The sequence below is a fragment of the Nonomuraea sp. NPDC050451 genome, assembly GCF_044458585.1.
Map to the genome: position 1 here is coordinate 42,115 of NZ_JBITHZ010000038.1, position 16,974 is coordinate 59,088.

General features: G+C 69.5%; 15 protein-coding genes and 1 pseudogene. 7 read left to right on the forward strand and 9 right to left on the reverse strand.

Annotated features, from left to right (window positions below; translation table 11 throughout):
- Nucleotides 1-52: 52 nt before the first annotated feature.
- The 4 genes from ACIBI9_RS55440 to ACIBI9_RS55455 form a co-directional block, all read right to left on the reverse strand.
- Nucleotides 53-664 carry an HD family hydrolase gene (locus ACIBI9_RS55440; RefSeq protein ID WP_397235507.1) on the reverse strand — a complete coding sequence of 204 codons (612 nt, stop codon included), beginning with the start codon at nucleotides 662-664 and terminating at the stop codon, nucleotides 53-55.
- Nucleotide 665: 1 nt separating this feature from the next.
- Nucleotides 666-2,846 carry a molybdopterin-dependent oxidoreductase gene (locus tag ACIBI9_RS55445; protein WP_397235508.1) on the reverse strand — a complete coding sequence of 727 codons (2,181 nt, stop codon included), beginning with the start codon at nucleotides 2,844-2,846 and terminating at the stop codon, nucleotides 666-668.
- Between the two features lie 126 nt (nucleotides 2,847-2,972).
- Nucleotides 2,973-3,620, reverse strand: coding sequence for a hypothetical protein (locus tag ACIBI9_RS55450; RefSeq protein WP_397235509.1), 648 nt, complete (start codon nucleotides 3,618-3,620; stop codon nucleotides 2,973-2,975).
- 1 nt (nucleotide 3,621) lies between these two features.
- The gene (locus ACIBI9_RS55455; protein ID WP_364253693.1) at nucleotides 3,622-3,780 is read right to left on the reverse strand and encodes a hypothetical protein; all 159 of its coding nucleotides are present in this window, start codon (nucleotides 3,778-3,780) and stop codon (nucleotides 3,622-3,624) included.
- Nucleotides 3,781-4,487: 707 nt separating this feature from the next.
- Here ACIBI9_RS55455 and ACIBI9_RS55460 point away from each other — a divergent pair.
- Together ACIBI9_RS55460 and ACIBI9_RS55465 are read left to right on the forward strand one after the other, a co-directional pair.
- A complete protein-coding gene (locus ACIBI9_RS55460; RefSeq protein ID WP_397235510.1) occupies nucleotides 4,488-5,351 on the forward strand; it encodes a helix-turn-helix domain-containing protein in 864 nt (287 codons plus the stop codon).
- A 53-nt stretch (nucleotides 5,352-5,404) separates the two neighbouring features.
- Nucleotides 5,405-5,629: a DUF397 domain-containing protein gene (locus ACIBI9_RS55465; RefSeq protein ID WP_387572517.1), complete on the forward strand. Its 225-nt coding sequence runs from the start codon at nucleotides 5,405-5,407 to the stop codon at nucleotides 5,627-5,629.
- Between the two features lie 173 nt (nucleotides 5,630-5,802).
- Here the strand turns inward: ACIBI9_RS55465 and ACIBI9_RS55470 are convergent, their stop codons facing one another.
- Nucleotides 5,803-7,218, reverse strand: coding sequence for an MFS transporter (locus tag ACIBI9_RS55470; RefSeq protein WP_397235511.1), 1,416 nt, complete (start codon nucleotides 7,216-7,218; stop codon nucleotides 5,803-5,805).
- 103 nt (nucleotides 7,219-7,321) lie between these two features.
- On the opposite strand from ACIBI9_RS55470, the gene ACIBI9_RS55475 reads away from it, so the two are divergent.
- The 4 genes from ACIBI9_RS55475 to ACIBI9_RS55490 all read left to right on the forward strand — a co-directional run bounded on the left by ACIBI9_RS55475 (nucleotide 7,322) and on the right by ACIBI9_RS55490 (nucleotide 11,697).
- On the forward strand, nucleotides 7,322-8,158 hold the full coding sequence (locus ACIBI9_RS55475; protein WP_397235512.1) for a helix-turn-helix transcriptional regulator: 837 nt from the start codon (nucleotides 7,322-7,324) through the stop codon (nucleotides 8,156-8,158).
- A gap of 60 nt (nucleotides 8,159-8,218) precedes the next feature.
- Nucleotides 8,219-9,292, forward strand: coding sequence for a CapA family protein (locus tag ACIBI9_RS55480; RefSeq protein ID WP_397235513.1), 1,074 nt, complete (start codon nucleotides 8,219-8,221; stop codon nucleotides 9,290-9,292).
- Nucleotides 9,293-9,334: 42 nt separating this feature from the next.
- A complete protein-coding gene (locus ACIBI9_RS55485) occupies nucleotides 9,335-11,011 on the forward strand; it encodes an SDR family oxidoreductase (protein WP_397235514.1) in 1,677 nt (558 codons plus the stop codon).
- A gap of 122 nt (nucleotides 11,012-11,133) precedes the next feature.
- Nucleotides 11,134-11,697, forward strand: a complete 564-nt coding sequence (locus ACIBI9_RS55490) for a TetR/AcrR family transcriptional regulator (protein WP_397235567.1) — start codon at nucleotides 11,134-11,136, stop codon at nucleotides 11,695-11,697.
- Here the strand turns inward: ACIBI9_RS55490 and ACIBI9_RS55495 are convergent.
- Nucleotides 11,694-12,017 (reverse strand): hypothetical protein, encoded by a 324-nt coding sequence (locus ACIBI9_RS55495; protein WP_397235515.1) that lies wholly within the window; start codon nucleotides 12,015-12,017, stop codon nucleotides 11,694-11,696. The two genes, ACIBI9_RS55490 and ACIBI9_RS55495, sit on opposite strands and share 4 nt — an antisense overlap.
- A gap of 166 nt (nucleotides 12,018-12,183) precedes the next feature.
- Here ACIBI9_RS55495 and ACIBI9_RS55500 point away from each other — a divergent pair, with 166 nt between their 5' ends.
- Nucleotides 12,184-12,714, forward strand: a complete 531-nt coding sequence (locus ACIBI9_RS55500; RefSeq protein ID WP_313044179.1) for a tetratricopeptide repeat protein — start codon at nucleotides 12,184-12,186, stop codon at nucleotides 12,712-12,714.
- A gap of 372 nt (nucleotides 12,715-13,086) precedes the next feature.
- On the opposite strand, the gene ACIBI9_RS55505 is transcribed toward ACIBI9_RS55500, so the two are convergent.
- The 3 genes and pseudogenes from ACIBI9_RS55505 to ACIBI9_RS55515 form a co-directional block, all read right to left on the reverse strand.
- On the reverse strand, nucleotides 13,087-13,782 hold the full coding sequence (locus ACIBI9_RS55505) for a hypothetical protein (RefSeq protein WP_397235516.1): 696 nt from the start codon (nucleotides 13,780-13,782) through the stop codon (nucleotides 13,087-13,089).
- A gap of 262 nt (nucleotides 13,783-14,044) precedes the next feature.
- Nucleotides 14,045-16,615 (reverse strand): ATP-dependent chaperone ClpB, encoded by a 2,571-nt coding sequence (clpB, locus tag ACIBI9_RS55510; RefSeq protein WP_397235517.1) that lies wholly within the window; start codon nucleotides 16,613-16,615, stop codon nucleotides 14,045-14,047.
- 32 nt (nucleotides 16,616-16,647) lie between these two features.
- Nucleotides 16,648-16,971, reverse strand: a pseudogene (locus ACIBI9_RS55515) (heat shock protein transcriptional repressor HspR); the annotation flags it as partial.
- Between the last annotated feature and the right edge of the window lie 3 nt (nucleotides 16,972-16,974).

A 16,974-nucleotide genomic window follows, 5' to 3' on the forward strand; every position in this document is an offset into this window, starting at 1 on the left:
TCGCTCGCACTTCCTCTTTCACGACAAGTCCCCTACCCCGCCCATGTGGGGATCACTCGGACAGGTGTCCCCTGGCCACGGAGAGTTCGACCAGCTCCAGCGCGTACGCGCCGAGGGATGGCGAGCCCTCCTCGATGATCCGCACCTTCTCCCTGACCTGCGCGGCCTTGACCTTGAACAGCGGCCACGTGCCACCCTCGGTGAGGTGGTTGGCCAGGATCGGGGAGAAACGGTCGAGCGCCTTGGCGAATTTGGCCTCCGGCGTCTTCCTGGCCTCGAACTCGTCCCACAGCTCCCGCAGCCACTGCCCCTGGTCGGCGGGCAGCAGGCCGAAGATGCGGTCGGCGGCGGCACGCTCGGCGCCCTCCTGCGCGGCCACCTCCACGGGGTCATAGATGAACGTGTCGCCGGCGTCGATCTCGACCAGGTCGTGCACGAGCAACATGGCCACCACCCGTTGCAGGTCGGTCCCGGGTGGGGCATGCTCGCCGAGGATCATCGCCAACGTGCCCACGTACCAGGAGTGCTCGGCGGTGTTCTCCCGCCGCGAGCCGTCCATCAAATGGTTGCGGCGGATGATCCGCTTCAACTTGTCGATCTCGATGGCGAAGGCGATCTGGGCGTTCAGGCGGTCCTCTTCTGGCGCGATAGTCACGCGCGACACCCTATTGTGCGATGATCACCCCGGTTGGTGAAATCGTGACCGGAACTCCGTTGAACACTGCGTTACCACTCAGTACGTCGATGGTGGATTCGTCCGTGAGCGTGTTGACGCTGACCCCGGCGTGCTCGGCCGCCACGCTCTGTGAGCTGCCCGCGTGGCCCCAGCCGTGCGGCAGGCTGACCACGCCCGGCATGATCGTGTCGGTCGGTTCGAGCGGCACCGTGAGCTGCCCCTTCGCGGAGCGGACCACCGCCTCGCCGTCGAGCCCGAGCCTGGTCACGTCGGCCGGGTTGATCTGCAGCGTGCAGGTGTTGCTGCCGCCGACCAGCGGGCCCACGTTGTGCAGCCAGCTGTTGTTGGAGCGCAGGTGGCGCCGCCCGATCAGGACGATCTCCGGCGGGTCCTCGTCCAGCTTGCCGCGCAGCCGTTCCACGTCCTCGACGATCTGCGGCGGTGCCAGCTCGATCAGGCCCGAGGCGGTCTTCAGCACCTCGCCGAGCCGGGGCTCCAGCGGGCCGAGGTCCAGGCCGTGCGGGTTGTCGAGCAGCTTGCGCAGCGACAGGTCGCCCTTGCCGGCCCACTCGCCGTAGGGGCCGAGCTTGAGCATGAGGTCCAGCCGGCGCTCGCCGCCGGTCTCGCCCTCCAGCTCGGCGCGCAGCTCGGCCACGTCCCTTCCCTCGACCCCGGAGCCGGGCGTCTCGGTGGCCTTGCGCAGCATCTCGCCGATCACGAACTCGTCCAGGTCTCCCTCCAGACCCGAGGCGATCATGGCCAGCCTGGCCAGGATCTGGGCCTCGGAGGGCTGCCCGTCCAGCGGCAGCAGCGGCGGCGAGTAGCGGGCGTAGTTGCGGACCGCGAACCCGAGCAGTGCGAAGTCGTAGTGGCCCGACTGCAGCATCCGCGGCGGCGGGAGGATGACGTTCGCGTGCTTGGTGGTCTCGTTGAGGTACGGGTCCACGCTCACCATGAAGTCGAGCCGCCCGAAGGCCGCGTCGAGCCTGGCCCCGTGGGGCGCCGACAGCACGGGGTTGCCCGCCACCGTGACCAGGAACCTGACCTGCCCCTCGCCGGACGTCTCGATCTCGTCGGCGAGCGTGGCCACCGGCAGCTCGCCGTTGCTCTCCGGCAGCCCCCTGACGCGGCTCCTCCACCGTCCCACTGCGTATGGCTTGCGTCGTACCCCGAACTCCGTCGCGGGCTTGGGGAACATGGCGCCGCCCGGCCGGTCGAGGTTGCCGGTGAGCACGTTCAGCACGTCCACCAGCCACTGGGCCAGCGTGCCGAACTCGGCCGTGCAGGTGCCGATCCTGGCGTAGACGGCGGCCGTACGGGCGCCCGCCAGCTCCCTGGCCAGCCGCACGATCACCTCGGCGGGCACGCCGGTGCGTCCGGAGACCGCCTCCGGCGGGAAGTGCTTGGCCGCCTCGCGCACCTCGGCCAGCCCGTTGACCTGGTGCGAGGGCGTCACGAGGTCCTCGGCGAACAGCGTGTGGACGATGCCGAACAGCAGGTAGGCGTCCGTGCCGGGGCGGACGAAGACGTGCTCGTCGGCCAGCGCGGCGGTGCGCGTACGGCGCGGGTCGACCACGACGAGCCGGCCGCCGCGGCCGCGCAGGGCCTTCAGCCGCCCGGGGAAGTCCGGCGCGGTGCACAGCGAGCCGTTGGACTCCAGCGGGTTGGCCCCCAGCATCAGCAGGTAGTCGGTCCTGTCCAGGTCGGGGACCGGGATGGCCAGCGGGTGCCCGAACATGAGCCCGCTCGCGACGTGCTTGGGCATCTGGTCGGCGGTGCTGGCGGAGTAGACGTTGCGGGTGCCGAGCGCCTTGATCAGGGGCGCGCCGTACAGGGCGCCCGCCATGCTGTGGGCGTTCGGGTTGCCGAGGTAGATCGCGACGGACCGGCGGTCGGCGACCCGGTCGAGGCCCGCCTTCACGGCGGCGAACGCCTCCTCCCAGCCGACCTCGCGCCACAGGTCGCCCTCCCTGATCAGCGGCTTGCGCAGCCGGTCGGGGTCCTCGTCGAGCCGGCCGAGGCTGGCCCCCTTCGGGCAGATGAACCCCTTGCTGAACGGATCGTCCTTGTCGCCGCGGACGCTGGTCACGTGCCCGCCCTCGTCGAGGGTGAGCGTCAGGCCGCAGACGGCCTCGCAGAGGGGACAAGTCCGGTGGACGGTCGACGTCATCACGAGCTCCTGAGTTCGCCAGCTGAACTCATCTTGGCCCGTACCGCGCACATGGGGAAGCCCCGGAGCCCCCGCGGTCTCCGGGGCTTCCCACCCGGGGAAATGTCCCGGATTCCCCCAGGTCCCTCAGCCCGCCTTTGCCAGCGCGACCTGTGCGCGCCGATCAGGCGGCTCCTCAAGGTCGGGTCTCAGCGAGATCCAGGCCTGTCTGCCGTACAGCCGGTCGAGTCCGGGAGAGGTCACTCCCGGAACCTCGTCGCGCCTGACGATCTCCACGATCACGAGCTGCGCCCGGCGCCGGTGCCGGTAGACGTTCGCGCTCCTGGCCCAGCAGGCGGCCGCGATCTCCTCGCTGTAAGCCTCGAACTCCTCGGCGGAGATGCCGGCCCTGGTCATGATCAGCGCCTTCTCACCCGTGGTCGTCGGCGTGATCCAGAGCACCAGCGGGATGCGCCCGGCCCTGGTGTGCATCGTGGTCTCCAGGCAGACCCGGTGCAGGCGGTGCCTGGAGACGACGCACCAGAAGTGGGCGCTCACCCAGTTGCGCCCCGTCCTGGTGACGGCCGGCACCGAGACGGCGCTCGTCAGCAGGACGAACGGCAACCACCGGCCCTCCTGCGTGGCGTTCAGCAGGGCCAGCGCGAGCAGCGCCAGCGCGGCCAGCAGCATCAGCTCGGTACGGACCCGCCACAGCCTGACCAGCGGCCCGCCGCGGCCGGCGGCGGGAAGGTCCTCGTTGGCGGGGTAGATCTGGTTGCGCGGATTCCTCGGCACGTCAGGACACCTCCTCAGTCACGCGCTGTGGCACGCTGAGCTGGTCGAACCGTGGGTCGCGGTAGCGACGGGAGCCGAACCCGGTCCTGCTGACGGTCCAGCCCACGTGGTGGGCGAACTCGTCGGGCTCCATGCAGATCTCGCGATCGGCCCAAGCCATAAGCTCTCGGATCCGGCACTTGATTCGGGCGAGTCCCTTGGTACCTTGTGAGTACATGAGAAGACCCCTTTCGCGGCATTTTCAGAGGTGGCTTCTTCGCCGGACCGACGGCTGATGACCGGTCTCGCCGCAGGGTGGCAGCCCTAATGCGGCGCGCTGGTGGTCAGCCGCGGCCCGGTTTTTTCCAGGCTCGAATGAGCGGATTCTCGCTGAGTTCTTCAGGCGATTCCGAAGTCCTTCCGGCAAGCGGCCTCCCTGGGGCGGAGTTTCATATCCGGGGCGGCGACGTTGCCGGCGAGGCGGCCCGGGCGGGGCCGCGCGATCGAGGACGGAAGGCCCGATGTGTACGGCCGTGTCGTCATCTCCGGCCTCCTCACCACTCGAGAACCCTCCTGGAACCGATCGTCCCCCTAGGTCTGCGATGCTGCAAGGCTTTCAGCAAGGGAAGATTTACATTTCTTCACCTCTTGCCGTGCAACTTGCACCAGAAGTGTCATGCACGGCGTGTCGCAGGAGATGTTCCACCCCAGACCCACCCCTGGCTGTACTTCGTCTTGCCCCTACGCTCTCCCCATGAAAGCCTTCTGGCAAGGACGGGCGGCACTCCACATGCAACTTGCAGTGTAAGATTGGGCGAACGGCCCCAAAAGCCGGGCCCCAAACGATTCCCACCGGCTACACCTTCATTCCCGACAAGGAGAGTGGCGGTGCCATCGCAGCAGGGCAGTCCGACTGTACGCAGGCTCCGGCTCGGTCAGGAGCTGCGCCTTCTCCGGGAGCGGAAGAAGCTCACCGGGGCCAGGGCGGCCAGCGAGCTCGGCTGGTCCCCCAGCAAGGTCAGCCGCATCGAGGCCGCCAAGACCATGCCCAGCGCCGACGACATCAAGGTCATGGCGCAGCTGTACCGCGCGGACGAGGAGAAACTTGACGAGCTCTTCGGCCTGTTGCGGGATGCGGAGCAGCGCGGCTGGTGGGAAGATTACGAGGACGCCCTGCCCGAGGAGTACACAAGATTCCTCGGGTTGGAGGCCGAGGCGAAATTCCAGCGCAACTGGGAACCCCAGATCGTGCCTGGCACCTTGCAGACCGAGGACTATGCCAGGGAGGTCATCCTGGCGACTCGTGGCATCGCGCGCATCACGCACAGCGGTGTCAGGAGCCGGGTCGAAGCCCGCCTCGACAGGCAGCAGCGGGTCCTGCATCGGGCGGATCCCTGCGAGCTGACCGTGGTTCTCGACGAGTCGGCGCTGACACGCCGCTTCGGTGAGCCCTCGGTCATGCGCGAGCAGATGGAGCATCTCCTGGAGGTCTCCCTGCTGCCGCACGTCAGCATCCACGTCCTGACCCTGGACTCATTGCACCCGGTCAACACCGGTGCGTTTATTCATCTGAAGTTTGCGGCATTTGACGATGTTGTCTACCTAGAGCAGTTGTATACTGCTCACTTCGTCGATGATCTCGAACGTGTGGCCGGATATGAAGCGGCTTTCGACCACATCAAGTCGGAGGCTCTGGATGAGGACGAATCGCGCGTGCTCATCCAGCGGAAAGCCATGCTGTGGAGACGCTAGCGGCGAGACCTCAGGAAGGGGCAACGGAGCCCCTTTACGCATTTGGGGAGAGAATGTACATCCACACTACGGCGGCCGCCTGGCGGAAGAGCAGATTCTGCAACGGCGCATCGGCCTGCGTCGAGGTCGCCCCCCTGGCCGACGGCAACGTCGCGCTCAGGGACAGCAAGGAGCAGGACGGGCCCGTTCTCGTCTTCACTCCTGAGGAGTGGGCCGCCTTCACCGCGGGAGTGCGTGAGGGCGAGTTCGACTTGGCCGCACTCGTACCAGGTGCCTGAAAAACCGTGACCGCCGCAGCATTTTCTCGCGCGGCAGGACGGCTCAGGGATATTTTGCGGGTCGAGATTTCTTTCGGAGAAATCTTTTCTCGGAGTGCATAAGACGGCCCACGCCCCCTTTACCCGGGGGCGCGGGCCGTCTCGCTATTGTGGGGAGATTCCCGGGGCCCGGTTCATGCGCGGGCCGGTACGCGGCGCCGTACGAGGAAGAGTGAGCTCAGTCCCGCGACCACGGCGAGGCCCGCCATGGCGATGGAGGACACCAGCGAGGCGGACACCGTGCCGTGGCCCTGGCTCAGCGAGATGAACAGCGTTCCGACCGTGGAGACGCCGATGACCTGCCCGAGCTGCATCACGGTGAGCAACGCGCCGCTCGCGTCCGCCGCGTAGGCGTCGTCGACCTGCTCGGTCGCCATGTTCGTCACCGCGACCTGCACGCCGAGCCCGGCGCCGACGAGGGCGCTCATGACCGCGTACGGCAGCCCGCCGCCGGCGGCGAGCCCGAGCCCGAGGTAGGCGGGGGCGGCCACCACGTAGCCGAAGGGCACCAGCGGGCGCTGCAGGCGCAGCGGCAGGCGCGGCCAGGCGAGCCCGACCAAGCCGAAGGCCAGCGCGCACGGCACCAGCATCATGCCGGAGGACAGCGGCGTCAGGTGCAGCTCGCCCTGCAGGTGCAGGGCCGAGGTGAACAGGAACGCGCCCCAGGTCGCCGGGCCGAACAGCAGGATCGCCAGCCCCGGTCGCATGCCGGGCGCGCGCAGCACCTGCGCGTCCACCAGAGGACGCCCGCCGCGGGCCGTCACCCACCGCTCGATGCGGACGAACGCGAAGAACGTCACCACGCTCAGCGCCATCGAGACCCAGCCCCACACCGGCCACCCGAGCTCGCGGCCCAGGACCAGCGGCACGACGAACAGGAGCACGGCCGCGGACAGGGAGACCAGGCCCCACGGGTCGAGGCCCGTCCGGCCGCCGCCCTCGTCGGCGGGCAGCACCTTGATCCCGGCCACCAGCAGCAGCGCGCCGATCGGCACCAGCACCAGGAACACCACTCGCCAGCCCGCGCCGAGGCCCAGCAGGATCCCGCCGAAAGCCTGGCCGATCACGATGCCACCGCTGATCACCAGCGACCACAAACCCATCGCCCGGCCTCTGGCCGCGCCGTGGTAGTTGCGCTGGATCAACGTCAGGACCTGCGGCATCATCATCGCCGCCCCGGCGCCCTGCAGCAGGCGGGCGGCCACCAGCCAGCCCGTCGAAGGCGCCAGGCCCGCGCCGAGCGTGGTCAGCGTGAACAGCGCCAGCCCGCCCAGGAACGCGTTGCGGTAGCCGAACAGGTCGCCGACCCTGGCTCCGGTGATCAACAGGACGGCATAGACAATGGTGTATCCGGCGACGATCATCTGCAGCCCGGCGCCTGAGGAGTGCAGGTCGGACTCGATGGTCGGGGTGGCCACGTTGACGATGTTGACGTTCAGGATGGCCAGGAACTGCCCCACGAGGATGATCGCAAGGAGCAGGCCGCTGGCCCGGGTCCCTTCCTGTGGTTTGGTGTCCACAGTGGGGGAGATAGCGGCAGTTTGCGTCATGTGTAGCAGTCTGCCGGGGATCCAGTACCAGTAACGAGAGCCCACTTATACTGGTATTGACGGTAACTGGATAAGGTCTTGGGCTTCGTCCCATAGTGGAGACATGAACGTGGCAGAGGCAAAGCGCACCGATCTGTCGGCGTTCCTGCGTACGCGTCGCGAGCGGATCACCCCCGAGATGGTCGACCTCGCGCCGGGGCCGCGCAGGCGGACGCCCGGCCTGCGGCGGGAGGAGGTCGCCCAGCTCGCGGGCGTCGGCGTGACCTGGTACACGTGGCTGGAGCAGGGCCGCCCGATCAACGCCAGCACCCAGGTTCTGGACGCGATCGCCCGTACGCTCAGGCTCGACACCGCCGAGCGCCAGCACCTCTACCGCCTGGCGGGCCAGGCGCAGACCCCGGCCGACACCGACTCGGGCCAGGTGACGTCCGAGATGCGGCAGATCCTCGACCGGCTCGGCGACATGCCCGCCGCCGTGGCCAACAGCCGGTGCGACGCCCTGGCCTGGAACGCCGCCTACGCCGCCCTGTTTCCCGAGCTGGTCAGCGCGCCGGAGGGCGAGCGCAACTCGCTCTGGTACACCTGCCTCACCCCCGCCCCCACGACCCTGCTGCTCAACCGCGACCAGGAGCTCGGGCGGGCCGTGGCGGTGTTCAGGGGCGCCTACAGCCGCCACGTGGACGACCCGTGCTGGCAGGACTTCGTACGCCGGCTCAGCTCGGAGAGCGCCGAGTTCGCACGGTTGTGGGCCAGGCAGGACGTGGCCGAGCCGGGGCCGAGGGTGAAGCGGTTCAAGCACGTGGAGCTGGGGGAGCTGCGCTTCAGCACGACCAGCCTCACGGCCGTGGCCGAGATCCGGCTGATCGTCTACACGCCGATGGACGACGCGACCCGGGAGGCGATGCGCATCTTGCTGGAGAAGGGGCAGCCCGCGCGGTAATCCGCCCTACATGGCATGCTCGATCCCTAAACGACCGGATTCGAGCGGAAGTGGCGGCAGATGAGACTCCCCCGTGCCCTCCCGTTGTTCGCCGTCGCCGCGTCCTTGGTGGCCTGCTCATCCGCGCCCGAGAAAGAGCCGCAGAGCAAGCAGGTGGACCAGCAGGTGGCCGAGTCGCCGGCGGCGAAGCCGAAGCCGAAGCGGCGGCCGTACACGATCTCCTTCGGCGGGGACGTGCACTTCGAGGGGATGCTGCGGGGACGGCTGGCCAACCCGGGCACGGCGCTCGGGCCGATCGCGAGCGTGCTGCGCAAGTCCGACTTATCCATGGTGAACCTGGAGACGGCGATCACCACCGGCGGGACGCCCGCGCCAGGGAAGCAGTTCACCTTCAGGGCGCCGCCGACCGCCTTCGCCGCGTTGAAGGCGGCCGGGGTCGACGTCGTGTCCATGGCCAACAACCACGGCATGGACTACATGGAGACCGGTCTGGCGGACACGCTGGCGGCGATCAGAAGCAGCAAGTTCCCCGTGGTGGGGATCGGGAAGGACGCGGCGCAGGCGTACCGGCCGTTCCGCAGGACCGTGAACGGCAACCGGGTGGCCGTCATCGGGGCCACGCAGGTGCTCGACGCGGAGTTCATCCAGTCGTGGACGGCCACTGCCGACAAGGGCGGGCTCGCCTCGGCCAAGGACGAGGTCAGCCTGCTGCGGGCCGTGCGGCAGGCGCGGAAGAACTCCGACACCGTGATCGTCCACCTGCACTGGGGCACCGAGATGCAGAAGTGCCCGAACCCGGCGCAGCTCTCGCTGGCCCCCAAACTGATCAAGGCGGGCGCCGACGTGGTGGTCGGCGGGCACGCGCACATCCTGCTCGGATCCGGGTACCTGGACAACGCGTACGTCAACTACGGCATGGGCAACTTCGTCTTCTACAACTCCACCCCCGGCACCACGGGCCGGACCGGCGTCCTGACGCTGACCATCAACGGGCGGAAGGTGCTCAAGGACAGCTGGACCCCGGCCACCATCCAAGGCGGCGTGCCCGTACCGATGACGGGGCCCGCGCGGACCCAGGCGGTCGCGGACTGGAAGGCGTTGCGCTCCTGCGCCGGGCTGGTCGCGCGCCCCTGAAGGATCTACGCTATTTGACGATCTGTCCAATAGGAGGTCGCGATGCGATGGGTCGAGTCCGGTGACGTGCGGCTGGCGGTCTTCGAGGAAGGCGACCCGGCGAACCCCACGGTACTGCTGCTCCACGGCTATCCCGACACGCACCGCGTCTGGGACGAGGTGGCCGCGCTCCTGCGCGACCGCTACCACGTCGTCCGGTACGACGTGCGCGGGGCGGGGGAGTCCACGGCGCCGCGGGACCGGCGGGACTACTGCTTCGACCACCTGATCGCCGACCTCGGCGCGGTGATCGAGGCGGTGGGCGCGTCCCGGGTGCATCTGGTGGGGCACGACTGGGGGTCGCTCCAGGGCTGGGAGGCCCTCGGGCGGGCCGGGCTCCGGGAACGGATCGCGTCCTTCACCAGCCTGGGCGGGCCGGGGCTGCGGCAGACCGCTCATTTCCTGCGGCGCGGGAAGCGGCGGGACGTCACGGCGCAACGCATCAAGTCCTGGTATATCGGGGCATTTCAGGTCCCGGCGGTGCCGGAGCTGGCGTGGGGCTCGGTCATGCCGGGGATCATCTTCCGTACGCTGCGGCGCGAGGGGATCTCGCCGCGGCCGGGGCATCCGGCGACCACGCTGGCCAAGGACGGGCGCAACGGGCTCTGGATGTACCGGCGGAACATGGGCACGGACGGCGATCCGGGCGTGGGCGACGTGCCCGTGCAGATCATCGAGGCCACGCGGGACGCCTTCGTGACCCCGGCGCTGCTGGCCTCGATCGGGCAGTGGGTGCCGAGGCTCCGGCACCGGAAGGTGGCGGCCGGGCACTGGGCGCACCGGAGCCGTCCCGAGGCGGTGGCCCGGATGATCGCCGAGTTCGCCGACGTCGCCCCCGCCGCCCGGCGGTCGCGGCGGGCCTTCGACGGGCAGCTGGCGGTGGTCACGGGGGCGGGGTCCGGGATCGGGCTGGCGACGGCGCGGGCGTTCGCGGCCCACGGGGCCGAGGTGGTGTGCGCGGACATCGACGCCGGCTCGGCGGCGCGGGCCGCCGACGCCATTGCCAAGGACCTCGGGGGTACGGGGCACGCGGTGCAGGTCGACGTATCGAATATCGACCAAATGGAAGATTTTTCGCGAAATATCATCGCTCAATATGGAGTGCCGGACATTGTGGTGAACAATGCCGGGATCGCCGTCGCCGGGTCTTTTTTTGATCATACGGTGGACGACTGGCGCAGGACCATCGACGTCAATCTGTGGGGTGTCATCCACGGGTGCCGCCTCTTCGGCGCCGCCATGGTCGAGCGCGGCGAAGGCGGACACATCGTCAACGTCGCCTCTCTGGCCGCGTTCGCGCCGTCCCGGCTGCTGCCCGCGTACTCGACCTCCAAGGCGGCCGTGAAGATGCTCAGCGACTGCCTCAGGGCCGAGCTGGCCGGGCACGGGATCGGGGTGAGCGCCGTCTGCCCGGGATTCGTCTCGACGCCGATCGCGGGCAACGCCACGTACGTGGGCGCTGACCTGCGCGAAGAGGCCGTACGGGGCCTGGCGCGGCGCGGTTATCCCGCCGAGCGGGTGGCCGCCCACATTCTGCGGGCCGTACACCGGAATCAGGCCGTCGTACCGGTCAACCTGGAGGGGAAAATCGGGTATGCCCTTTCCCGGATTTCGCCTGGCGCGATGCGCGCGCTCGCACGTTGGAGCGGAACCATAGGAAATCCAGGAATCGGCAGGTAACGATCGCCCATCCGGGAGAAGATGACTGGGTGTCCTCGCCGCAACTCGATGATGATTGCGCTCAGCCCAGAGCACTCAGGCGCCAGCCGGCCCAGCGCCGCAGCGCACGCCGCGTGGAGCGGATGCTCGACGCGTGCGCCGAGCTACTCGACGAGACCGGATACGAAGCCCTGTCCACCACCCGCATCGCCGAGCGGGCAGGGGTCGCGATCGGGTCGATCTACCAGTTCTTCCCCGACAAACGGGCCGTCACGCAGGAGCTCACCCGGCGCAACGTCGAGGAGTTCGTGCGGAGGGTCGATCGCAGGTTCCTGACGGAGGAATATCGCGGCTGGTGGGAGGCCATCGACGCGATCATCGACGAGTACGTCGACATGCACAGGACGGTTCCCGGCTTCAAGAGCCTCCACTTCGGCGACGCCGTCGACCTCAACCTGCTCGACTCCGACTCCGACAACAACACCGTGATCGCGGGGCGGTTGCGGGGGTTGTTGCTCAAGGAGTTCGGGCTGGCGGACAGCCCGGAGCTCGACCTGGCCGTGCTGGTGGCGGTCGAGGCGGGCGACGCCGTGCTCAAGCTGGCCTTCCGCCGTGACCCCAAGGGCTCGCCGGAGATCGTCGACGCGGCCAAACAGCTGATCCGGGGCTTCCTGTCGCGCCAGCTGCGGTCCTGGTCGCTCCGCTAGTCCGGCTTGAAGTCCGCCACTTCCTTGATCAGGCCTGCCAGCCAGGCAGGCACCCGCTTCCCGTGCTCGCTCAGGGCGATCGCGGGCACCTGCTGGAACCGCGGGGTGGCCGGCGTCCGCAGGCACGGCGACGACATCGAGGCGGGACGGGCTTCCCTGGCCTCGCGGATGTGCAGCCTGGCCTCCAGGGCATGCAGGCTGCGCTCCGCGGATTCGATGGCCTCCAGTCGGGCCGACAAATAGCCCGCCACCCCGGGGACGAGGGCCGCCAACACGACGACACAGGCCAGTGTGAAGGTCATCTGCTTGGACACGCCCATCACAGCCCCCTTGCTCGCGTAGCAGCAAAGCGACCCGTATATGCCCTGTCACCTGCGCGGACACGCTCAGAGTCAGCACTGTTGGACGCGGCGTTACCTAATTTGTGACTGACCGGCGATGCGCATTGACCGGGCAAAGCGCCGACCGGCTCGGTAGTCTCGCGGTGTGGCGCATGTGACCCGTGAGCACCTTGATCGTCTGCTTGAGCAGGCCCTACTGGCCGACGACCACAGTTCCCTGGCCAGTCGGCTATACGACGTCGCCCTCGGCTATTCGTCGGGCGACGTCTCCAGGGCGTCCATCCTGGTCCTCGCTGCCGAAGAATGGCGGGCGGCAGGCCAGCCGGCGCGCGCTATGGAGTGTTTCCAGCGCGCGGTCGAGGACGGTGGCGAAGCGGGCTTCGACCCCCGCGCCGGCATCGCCGACACGCTCTTCGAGCTCGACCGGCCCGATGAGGCTAGGGAGGTCATCGAGACGATACGCGCGGAGGGCGGCGTCTCCACGGCGACCGCTCACACGATCGCCGAGACGCTGGTCGCCTACGGGGACCTCCAGGGAGGGCTCGAATGGGCCACCCAGGCGGTCCTGGGATGCGACGAGAACGATCCGGAGCAGGGGGCGCTCCTGCGTACCCGCTACCGCATCCGGGTCGACCTCGGGCTCCCTGAGGACGAACTGGACGCCCTCGCCCGCTGACCGCGCGAGGACCTGGCCCCACCCCGGGCCGCCTCGCCTCCCAGGACGGCTCAGGCCCCCTGGGGCGGCTTTGGCGCGGTCCGGTGGTGTGGCGTGCTGTGGGTGGGCTCGGCCGTGAGGCGTCTGCGGGCGGTTCCGCGTCCGTCGGGCCGCGTCTGGGGCCGATCCGGCGTCTCCGGCTGACCCGGCCATGGGCACGGCGCCCGTGCGGCGCGGTGTGACAACGGCTTCGTCCCGCGGGGTGCACGTCCCTTGGACGGTCGGCGTGTCCCGGGACGGGAGGCGGAGAGGCCGCGGTGGGTACGTACCGCGGCCCCTCCGGTCAGGGAAGGCCGGGCGCGGCAGGCATGGCCCGCGCCCCGACCGGGTGGATCAGCGCAGCCCCAGCTCCCGCGCCAGCCCCGTGAACCCGTCCACCGCGGGCTGGCCGCCCGGCAGCATCGAGGTGCCCTCGACGCTCTCCACAGCCTTGGGCAGCAGGATGTCGACCACCTGGGACCCGACCTCCGCGACCGGCTTCCGCAGGGCCAGCGGCGACTCGACGGGGGCGCCCGCGATGCGGTTCTGGTACGGAGCCGCGTTCCCGAGCGACATCTCGGCGGGCAGCTTGGCCACCAGCGGCGTCGGCGGGAGCTCAGGGAGGGCCGGGAGCGCGGGAACCTCGGCCATGGTCGCCAGATCCTTCATCGAGGCGGAACCCGGCACGATGGGGAACAGCGCGGGCGAGGCCGAGAACAGCGAGGGCATGCCCCACGTCGCCGCCACGCCGCCCAGGTCGGCGATGCCGAGCACCTCGCGCCCGGTGGCCAGCCCGGTCAGGCCGAGCTGCCTGGCCATCTCCCCGGCCGCCATGGCGAGCTTGTTGCTCTCGGTGGTGACCAGCTTGCTGCTGCCGCCGCCGCCGGCGCCGGCGCCGGCGTCGGCGTCGTCCACGCGCACCTTGGTGCGCTCCTCACAGTACGTGGCGACCGACTTGGGCGACAGCAGGGCGGGCTCCCCGCCCTTGCAGGAGCCGGCCGTCGAGGGGGTCGCGGCCAGCCAGGTGATGCCCGCGGTCAGAGTGGCCACCGCGATGATGCTCCGGATCTTCTGAGATGACACTTCACGTCCCTGATCGTTTTCGGTGATCTGACGAACGCTGAACGTAGTCACGCAGCCGGCCGCGGGCGTGCGGCTTGTCCGAAGAGTGGACCGGACCTTACCAAAGACGTGGCCGGATGACCGGCACATGACACGCCGACCAGGGCCACCACGTGCCGAAACCACGACGAAGGACGACACGCAGAAGCCCGGGGCCCCCACCGGGGTCCCCGGGCTCCGGGAAGCGCCGTCAGGCGCGCTGGATCAGGAGTTCGTCGTCCCCGAGGTCGACCTTGACCTTGTCGCCGTCCACGACCACGCCCGACAGCACGGCCTTGGCCAGCTTGTCGCCGATGGCGGACTGGACCAGGCGGCGCAGCGGACGGGCGCCGTACAGCGGGTCGTAGCCCGTCAGCGCCAGCCACTCGCGGGCGGCGGGCGTGACCTCCAGCGCCAGCCGGCGGTCGGCCAGGCGCCGCGCCAGCCGCTCGACCTGCAGGTCGACGATCTGCGCCAGCTCCTCCGTGCCGAGCGCGTCGAAGAGGATCACGTCGTCGAGCCGGTTGAGGAACTCGGGCTTGAACGCGTTCCGCACCGCCCCCATGACGGCCTCCCGCTTGGCGCCGTTCTCCAGCTTGGGGTCGATGAGGAACTGCGACCCGATGTTGGAGGTGAGGATCAGGATCGTGTTGCGGAAGTCGACCGTGCGGCCCTGCCCGTCGGTCAGCCGCCCGTCGTCGAGCACCTGGAGGAGGATGTCGAAGACCTCGGGATGGGCCTTCTCGACCTCGTCCAGCAGCACGACCGTGTACGGGCGCCGCCGGACGGCCTCGGTGAGCTGGCCGCCCTCCTCGTAGCCGATGTAGCCGGGAGGCGCGCCGACGAGCCTGGCCACGCTGTGCTTCTCGGAGTATTCGCTCATGTCGATGCGGGTCATCGCCCGCTCGTCGTCGAACAGGAACTCCGCCAGCGCCTTGGCCAGCTCGGTCTTGCCCACACCCGTGGGCCCGAGGAACAGGAACGAGCCCGTCGGCCGGTCGATGTCGGCGATGCCCGCCCGGCTCCGGCGTACGGCGTCGGAGACGGCCTGTACGGCCTTCTGCTGCCCGATCAGCCGCCTGCCCAGCTCATCCTCCATGCGCAGCAGCTTGGCCGTCTCCGCCTCCAGGAGCCGCCCTGCGGGGATGCCGGTCCACGACGAGATCACCTCGGCGATGTCATCGGCCCCGACCTCCTCCTTGACCATGGCGTTGTCCGGCGGCGCGGCCTCGGAGGCGGCCTTCAGCGCCTGCTCCAGCCTGGGCACCTCGGCGTACATGAGCCTGGACGCGGCCTCGAAGTCGCCGTCGCGCTGCGCCCGCTCGGCGGCGCCGCGCGCCTCGTCGAGCTGCTTCTTCAGCTCGCCGACCTTGTTGAGCCCGGCCTTCTCGTGCTCCCAGCGGCCGACGAGGGCGTTGAGCTCCTCCTGGCGGTCGGCCAGCTCCTTGCGCAGGCGTTCGAGCCGCTGGACGGAGGCCTCGTCGGTCTCCTTGGAGAGGGCCAGCTCCTCCATCTTCATCCGGTCGACGTTGCGCTGGAGCTGGTCGATCTCCACGGGACGGGAGTCGATCTCCATGCGCAGCCGCGAGGCGGCCTCGTCGACCAGGTCGATGGCCTTGTCGGGGAGGAAGCGGTTGGTGATGTAGCGGTCGGACAGCGCGGCGGCGGCCACCAGCGCGCTGTCGGCGATCTGCACCTGGTGATGGGCCTCGTAGCGGCTCTTGAGCCCGCGCAGGATCGCGATCGTGTCCTCGACCGAGGGCTCGCCCACGTAGACCTGCTGGAAGCGGCGCTCCAGCGCCGGGTCCTTCTCGATGCGCTCGCGGTATTCGTCGAGCGTGGTCGCGCCGATCATGCGCAGCTCGCCGCGGGCCAGCATCGGCTTGAGCATGTTGCCCGCGTCCATCGCGCCCTCGGCGGCCCCGGCGCCGACGACGGTGTGCAGCTCGTCGATGAACGTCACGATCTGCCCGTCGCTCTCCTTGATCTCGGAGAGCACGGCCTTGAGCCGCTCCTCGAACTCGCCGCGGTATTTCGCGCCGGCCACCATCGCGCCCAGGTCGAGCGAGATCAGCCGCTTGTTGCGCAGCGACTCGGGCACGTCGCCGGCCACGATGCGCTGGGCCAGGCCCTCGACGACCGCGGTCTTGCCGACGCCGGGCTCGCCGATGAGCACCGGGTTGTTCTTGGTGCGCCGGCTGAGCACCTGGACGACGCGGCGGATCTCGGAGTCGCGGCCGATGACGGGGTCGAGCTTGCCGGCGCGGGCGCGCTCGGTCAGGTCGACGCCGTACTTCTCCAGCGCCTGGTAGGTGTCCTCAGGGGTCTCGCTGGTGACGCGGGCGTGCCCGCGCACCTTCTCGAACGCGTCGAGCAGCGCCTGCGGCGTCGCGCCCTGCGACTTGAGCAGCTCGGCCATCTGGCCGCCGTCGGCGGCCAGGCCGACCAGGAGGTGCTCGGTGGAGACGTAGAGGTCTTCGAGCCGGTTGGCGTGCTGGGCGGCGGTGTTGAGCACCGTGAGGAGCTGGCGGGAGCTCGACGGCGCCCCCACCGTCGCGCCCTGTGCCTTCGGCAGCGCCGCGAGCTGCTCCTCGGCCCGCGCCCGCAGCGTGCGCCAGTCGGCGCCGACGGCTTCGAGCAGGGGTGCGGCGGTGCCGCCCGTCTGGGAGAGCAGGGTGGTCAGCAGGTGAGCCGGGGAGATCTCAGGGTTGCCCTCCGCGGCGGCACGCCGCATGGCACCCGAGAGCGCTTCCTGGCTCTTCTGGGTGAGCTTGTAGTCCATTCTTTCTATGCCCCCGGTGGCAGCTCATATCGGATCAACGCTCTGACCATGCGCATCTCGGCACGCAGGCGGTGAACCTCCTCACGCAGCCGCAGAGCTTCGTTCTCGAGCTCGAGGATCCGCTTGATGCCCGCGAGGTTGATGCCCTCCTCCTGGGAGAGCCGCTGCACCTCGCGCAGCTGGATGATGTCGCGGGTCGAATAGAGGCGGCCGCGCCCCGCCGTGCGCCCAGGACTGACCAGGCCCAGCCGGTCGTACTGGCGCAGCGTCTGCGGGTGGAGCCCCGACAGCTGCGCGGCCACCGAGATCACGTATACAGGTGTGTCATCTGACAGGTCGAAATAGTTGGCGTCCATCGG

What these genes read in the sequence shown, in the direction of transcription:
- ACIBI9_RS55445 (WP_397235508.1), bottom strand. Translation starts at nt 2,846, where the DNA reads ATGACGTCGACCGTCCACCGGACTTGTCCCCTCTGCGAGGCCGTCTGC.
- ACIBI9_RS55455 (WP_364253693.1), bottom strand. Translation starts at nt 3,780, where the DNA reads ATGGCTTGGGCCGATCGCGAGATCTGCATGGAGCCCGACGAGTTCGCC.
- ACIBI9_RS55465 (WP_387572517.1), top strand. Translation starts at nt 5,405, where the DNA reads ATGTACATCCACACTACGGCGGCCGCCTGGCGGAAGAGCAGATTCTGC.
- ACIBI9_RS55470 (WP_397235511.1), bottom strand. Translation starts at nt 7,218, where the DNA reads ATGACGCAAACTGCCGCTATCTCCCCCACTGTGGACACCAAACCACAG.
- ACIBI9_RS55475 (WP_397235512.1), top strand. Translation starts at nt 7,322, where the DNA reads ATGAACGTGGCAGAGGCAAAGCGCACCGATCTGTCGGCGTTCCTGCGT.
- ACIBI9_RS55480 (WP_397235513.1), top strand. Translation starts at nt 8,219, where the DNA reads ATGAGACTCCCCCGTGCCCTCCCGTTGTTCGCCGTCGCCGCGTCCTTG.
- ACIBI9_RS55485 (WP_397235514.1), top strand. Translation starts at nt 9,335, where the DNA reads ATGCGATGGGTCGAGTCCGGTGACGTGCGGCTGGCGGTCTTCGAGGAA.
- ACIBI9_RS55490 (WP_397235567.1), top strand. Translation starts at nt 11,134, where the DNA reads ATGCTCGACGCGTGCGCCGAGCTACTCGACGAGACCGGATACGAAGCC.
- ACIBI9_RS55495 (WP_397235515.1), bottom strand. Translation starts at nt 12,017, where the DNA reads ATGGGCGTGTCCAAGCAGATGACCTTCACACTGGCCTGTGTCGTCGTG.
- clpB (WP_397235517.1), bottom strand. Translation starts at nt 16,615, where the DNA reads ATGGACTACAAGCTCACCCAGAAGAGCCAGGAAGCGCTCTCGGGTGCC.